Annotated in this window: 6 protein-coding genes; 1 reads left to right on the forward strand and 5 read right to left on the reverse strand. The window is 66.2% G+C overall.

The window, feature by feature from the left end:
• Nucleotides 1–39 precede the first annotated feature (39 nt).
• The 3 genes from atpE to D180_RS03550 all read right to left on the reverse strand — a co-directional run bounded on the left by atpE (nt 40) and on the right by D180_RS03550 (nt 1603).
• Nucleotides 40–339, reverse strand: a complete 300-nt coding sequence (gene atpE / locus D180_RS03540) for a F0F1 ATP synthase subunit C (RefSeq protein ID WP_010340497.1) — start codon at nt 337–339, stop codon at nt 40–42.
• Nucleotides 340–416: 77 nt separating this feature from the next.
• Nucleotides 417–1211 (reverse strand): F0F1 ATP synthase subunit A, encoded by a 795-nt coding sequence (gene atpB, locus D180_RS03545; RefSeq protein WP_017910289.1) that lies wholly within the window; start codon nt 1209–1211, stop codon nt 417–419.
• A 26-nt stretch (nt 1212–1237) separates the two neighbouring features.
• Nucleotides 1238–1603 carry an ATP synthase subunit I gene (locus tag D180_RS03550; protein WP_026143249.1) on the reverse strand — a complete coding sequence of 122 codons (366 nt, stop codon included), beginning with the start codon at nt 1601–1603 and terminating at the stop codon, nt 1238–1240.
• A gap of 446 nt (nt 1604–2049) precedes the next feature.
• Here D180_RS03550 and D180_RS03555 point away from each other — a divergent pair, with 446 nt between their 5' ends.
• Complete coding sequence (locus D180_RS03555; protein ID WP_017911696.1) at nt 2050–2862, forward strand: hypothetical protein; 813 nt, start codon at nt 2050–2052, stop codon at nt 2860–2862.
• A gap of 147 nt (nt 2863–3009) precedes the next feature.
• Here D180_RS03555 and D180_RS03560 read toward each other — a convergent pair whose 3' ends face one another.
• Both D180_RS03560 and lpdA read right to left on the reverse strand, forming a co-directional pair.
• The gene (locus tag D180_RS03560; RefSeq protein ID WP_017911697.1) at nt 3010–3297 is read right to left on the reverse strand and encodes a hypothetical protein; all 288 of its coding nucleotides are present in this window, start codon (nt 3295–3297) and stop codon (nt 3010–3012) included.
• A 61-nt stretch (nt 3298–3358) separates the two neighbouring features.
• The coding region (lpdA, locus tag D180_RS03565; RefSeq protein ID WP_017911698.1) for a dihydrolipoyl dehydrogenase at nt 3359–4897 on the reverse strand (1539 nt) is incomplete at its 5' end.

Genomic DNA, 4897 nt, shown 5'->3' on the forward strand with positions numbered 1-4897 from the left:
GGCCCCCGCCGATGGCGACCGCACGCCGGTACGACGGGATCAACCGCCCTGCGGCAGACGCGCGACGAACTCGCCGATCATCGGGTTGGCGAACGCGAACAGCAGGCCGACCGCGACGCTGATGATGAACGCGGCGTCGATCAGGCCGGCGGTGATGAACATGCGGACCTGCAGCACCGGGATCAGTTCCGGCTGGCGCGCGGCCGATTCCAGGAACTTGCCGGCCATGATGGCCAGACCGAGGCCGGCGCCCAGCGCGGCCAGGCCGATCATGATGCCGACGGCGAGGACGGTGGAGCTCTGGACTTGGGCGAGGTTGGTCAGGACGGCGAAGTACATGGTTTTCTCCAGGAACAAAGTTGCTTGAGGATGGTGAATCGAACGAAGGGTTGCTTAGAACGCGTGAAACAGAAACGTCAGTGGCTGTCTTCCGCCAGGCTCAGGTACACGATGGACAGCATCATGAAAATGAACGCCTGCAGCGGAATCACCAGCAGGTGGAACAGCATCCAGCCGAAGCCGAACGCGCCGCCGGCCAGCGCACCGAGGATGCCGGCACCGCCCAGCACCCAGATCAGCAGGAACACGATCTCGCCGCCGAACATGTTGCCGAACAGTCGCATCGCCAGCGACACCGGCTTGCTCAGCCATTCGACGATATTGAGGATCAGGTTGAACGGCAGCATCCACTTGCCGAACGGCGCGGTGAGGAATTCCTTGGTCATCCCGCCCACGCCCTTGGAGCGCAGCGAGAAGAACAGCATCAGGAAGAACACGCTGATCGACATGCCCAGGGTGGCATTGACGTCGGCGGTGGGCACCGGCTTCCAGTAGTGCACGCCGACCCAGCCCAGCGGGATCGCGAGGAAGTCCGCCGGGATCATCTTGATGAGGTTCATCAACAGGATCCAGAAGAACAGGGTGATCGCGATCGGGGTCACCAGCTTGCTGGTGCCGTGGTAGGTGTCCTTGGCCTGGCGGTCGACGAACTCCAGCATGATTTCCACGAACGCCTGCCACTTGCCGGGCACGCCCGCGGTGGCCTTGCGCGTGGCCAGCCAGAAGCCGAACACCATCAGCAGGCCCATCAGCAGCGACATCACCAGGGTGTCGACATGCAATTGCCAGAACCCGCCTTCCTGCACCTGGAAGGTGAGGTTGTGCAGATGGTGCTGGATGTAGGAGGTAGGGGTTTCTGCCTCGCCCGCCATGAGTCCTGAGCCTTTTCTTGATTCGATCAACGCCTGGCCAGAGCCAGAACCTGGAACATCAGCCCGACGGCGATACCCGCCAACAGGGCCAGAGGAGGCAACCGCCACCAGGCAAAGCCCAGCGCCAGCACCGCGAACACCAACACCCACTTCAGCACCATGGCCACGATCAACCGCGCCAGCGCCGAACCCGCCGCCTGCACGCCGCCATTGAGCGCGGTGCGTGCGGCCAGCCATCCCCCTGCCACGGTCGCCAGCCCGGTTGCGGCGGCGCCCATCGCGTATTTCGGTCCCAGCAGCAGGAACAGCAGGGACACCACGGCCACCGCCACCAGCGGGTAAATCGCTGCGCGCAGCATCAGCCGCCGACCCGCATCAACGGAGTTCAGCACAGAAAATCCTGCAATTGGTGGTGGATTGAGGACGTCTTCGCGTCCGTCGAGCCGCGGAATTATAGCAATGGGACAATTTGCGAGACAACCGCCAGGGGTCCTGACCGCGTGCGAATGCCCATCCGCCCGTAGACGATAACACGGCCACCGCCCGCCGCCGGCACCGAATGCGGCGTTGCAGCACGCCTTTGCGGAGGAACTTTCTGTCCACTGCGCTGTCTGATCGGACAGGGACTGCGCCCATCCTCGTCGGCCCACAGCGCAGACCCACCGAGCCCCGGTCCTCCCGGGGCTCTTTTCGTTGCGCGTTCTGGGACGGGCGTGGCGGCCCGGGCCACCATACTTTCACGAATGGTGGACGCAAATTTAAGGATAGTGACGGCACGCGGTGGCCCAGCCATCGACGCCTCATCAAAAAAATCCCAAGACGACGGAGCTTGTCCCCCATGAAACACTTGCTTGCCCTGGCGCTGCCGTGCGCGCTCGCCGCCGCTTACGCCCTGCCCGCCCACGCCGAAGACGGCGACGACCGCTTCACCCTGCGCCTGGGCGCGATGAACGTCGACAACAACAACACCCTGCGCGGCAACACCGTCATCAACGGCAATGCCATCTCCGGGTCGCAGGACTTCAAGCTGGGCGGCAAAGAGTGGGAGCCGCGCGTGGACGGCGTGTTCCGCATCAGCACCCGCCAGCGCCTGATCTTCGACTACTTCAAGTACGACAAGGACCGCCGCGAGGAGCTGGGCCAGGACGTCAGCTATGGCGGCGTCACTGTGCCGTCGGGCAGCTTCGTCAAGGGCCAACTGAAATATCAGGTCGCCAGCCTGGTGTACGACTACTCTGTGATCGATACGCCGCAGTTCAGCATGGGCCTGCAGCTCGGTGCCGAGTGGGCCAAGGTCAACGGCAAGGCCTATGCCGACCTGGGCCCGCTGTACACAGGCACCTTCGTCGACGAAAGCGACGACGGCGCCGCGCCGGTGGTCGGCCTGCGCTTCACCGCGCACCCGAACGAACACTGGCTGTTCAATGTGCAGGGGCAGTACGTCAACACCAAGTGGGGCGATTTCAAGAAATACGACGGCGACCTGAGCCGCGCCAATGCCATCGCCGAGTATCGCTTCACCCGCAACTTCGGCATCTTTGCCGGCTACGACTGGTTCAAGCTCGACGTGGACCGCAAGGGCGGCAACGCCGCGATCGGCCTGAAGCAGGAGTTCAAGGGTCCGGTCGCGGGCGTGACCTTCGCGTTCTGATCTTTCGGGACCCGGAACCCGGGACCCGCGAGCAGTTCCATGCAGAACCCCGCAGCGATGCGGGGTTTTGTCGTTCAACGGGGTGCGCAGCAGATCGCAGAGGCGGCGGCAGAGGCGGCGGCAGCGACCGCGGCAGCCGACACAGGCTCACGGCGGCTTGGTCGCTCCCGCCACCAGCAGATGCTGGTGCGTCGTGCAGTAGCACTCGTCGTGCCAGCCGTAGTGCGGATCGGTGCAGATCGCGTGTTGCACCGTCGCCGGCAGCGCCGCCACGTCGCTGCGCAGGTCGCGCTTCAGCGACACGAAGACCGAGCCCGGATGCGGCCAGTCGGTCCGGCGCGGCGGCTCGGCGATGCGGTTGCCGCTGGCCAGTTCGCGCTGCAGCAGCGCCTGCAGTTCGGGACACAGGGTGCCCTGCCCCACGGCAACCTCCATGCGTGGATTCACCACGGCCGCGACCGCACCGCACGCAGCGGCACGGTCGCGCCGGGCGGCGTCACTTCTTCTTCGGGATGTACAGGTCGGTGATGGTGCCGTCGTAGACCTCGGCGCTCATGCCGACCGATTCGCTCAGGGTCGGATGCGCGTGGATGGTGTGGCCGATGTCCTCGGCCTCCGCGCCCATCTCGATCGCCAGGCCGATCTCGGCCAGCAGGTCGCCGGCGTGCACGCCGACGATCGCGCCGCCGACGATGCGGTGCGTCTCCTCGTCGAAGATCAGCTTGGTGAAGCCCTCGGTGCGGCCGATGCCGATCGCGCGGCCGCTGGCCGCCCACGGGAACTTGGCCACGCCGACCTTCAGGCCCTTGGCCTTGGCCTCGGTCTCGGTGACGCCGACCCAGGCGATTTCCGGGTTGGTGTAGGCCACCGACGGGATCACCCGCGCCACCCACTCCTTCTTCTCGCCGGCGGCCACTTCCGCGGCCAGCTTGCCCTCGTGGGTGGCCTTGTGCGCCAGCATCGGGTTACCGACGATGTCGCCGATGGCGAAGATATGCGGCACGTTGGTGCGCATCTGCCGGTCGACCGGGATGAAACCGCGCTCGGTGACGTTGATGCCGGCCTTGTCGGCGCCGATCTTCTTGCCGTTGGGCGCGCGACCCACCGCGACCAGCACGCGGTCGTAGGTGGTGGCGGCCAGCGCCGGCGTCTCGCCCGCGGTGGCGGCTTCGAAGGTCACGGTGATGCCCTTCTTGTCGGCCTTGACCTCGGCCGCCTTGGTCTTGAGATGGACCTCCACGCCCTGCTTCTTCAAGCGGTCGGCCAGCGGCTTGACCAGGTCCTTGTCGGCGCCCGGCATCAGCTGGTCCATGAACTCGACCACGGTGACCTTGCTGCCCAGCGCACTGTACACGGTGGCCATTTCCAGGCCGATGATGCCGCCGCCGACCACCAGCAGGGTCTTGGGGATCTCCTGCAGTTCCAGTGCGTCGGTGGAGTCCATCACCCGCTTGTCGTCCCACGGGAAATTCGGCAGCTTCACCGCCTGCGAGCCGGCGGCGACGATGCAGTGCTCGAAGCGCAGCAACTGGGTCTTGCCGTCGGCGCCGACGATCTCCAGCTCGTTCGGCGACACGAACGACGCCACGCCGGTGACGGTGCGCACCTTGCGCTGCTTGGCCATGCTGGCCAGGCCGCCGGTGAGCTTGCCGACCACCTTTTCCTTGTACTCGCGCAGCTTGTCCAGGGTGATCTTGGGCTTGCCGAAGTCCACGCCGAAATCGCCGGCATGGGCGACCTCATCGATCACCGCGGCCGCATGCAGCAGCGCCTTGGACGGGATGCAGCCGACATTGAGGCAGACGCCGCCGAGGCTGGCGTAGCGCTCGATCAGCACCGTGTCCAAGCCCAGGTCGGCGGCGCGGAACGCGGCGGTGTAGCCGCCGGGACCGGCGCCGAGCACCACCATCTTGCATTCGATGTCGGCGGGCTTGCCGCTGGACAGTGCCGGCTTCGGTGCCGGCGGCTCGGCCGGCGCGCGGTGCGACGGCGCCACCGGCGGCTTGCTGGCCGGCACCTCGGCCGGGGCCGCGGC

The organism is Xanthomonas sp. SHU 166 (assembly GCF_000364685.1).
GTDB classification, from domain to species: Bacteria; Pseudomonadota; Gammaproteobacteria; order Xanthomonadales; family Xanthomonadaceae; genus Xanthomonas_A; species Xanthomonas_A sontii.

Bases quoted from the DNA above. Each gene is read 5' to 3' on its own strand.
- D180_RS03560 (WP_017911697.1), bottom strand. From the start codon at position 3,297: ATGGAGGTTGCCGTGGGGCAGGGCACCCTGTGTCCCGAACTGCAGGCG.
- atpB (WP_017910289.1), bottom strand. From the start codon at position 1,211: ATGGCGGGCGAGGCAGAAACCCCTACCTCCTACATCCAGCACCATCTG.
- D180_RS03555 (WP_017911696.1), top strand. From the start codon at position 2,050: ATGAAACACTTGCTTGCCCTGGCGCTGCCGTGCGCGCTCGCCGCCGCT.
- atpE (WP_010340497.1), bottom strand. From the start codon at position 339: ATGTACTTCGCCGTCCTGACCAACCTCGCCCAAGTCCAGAGCTCCACC.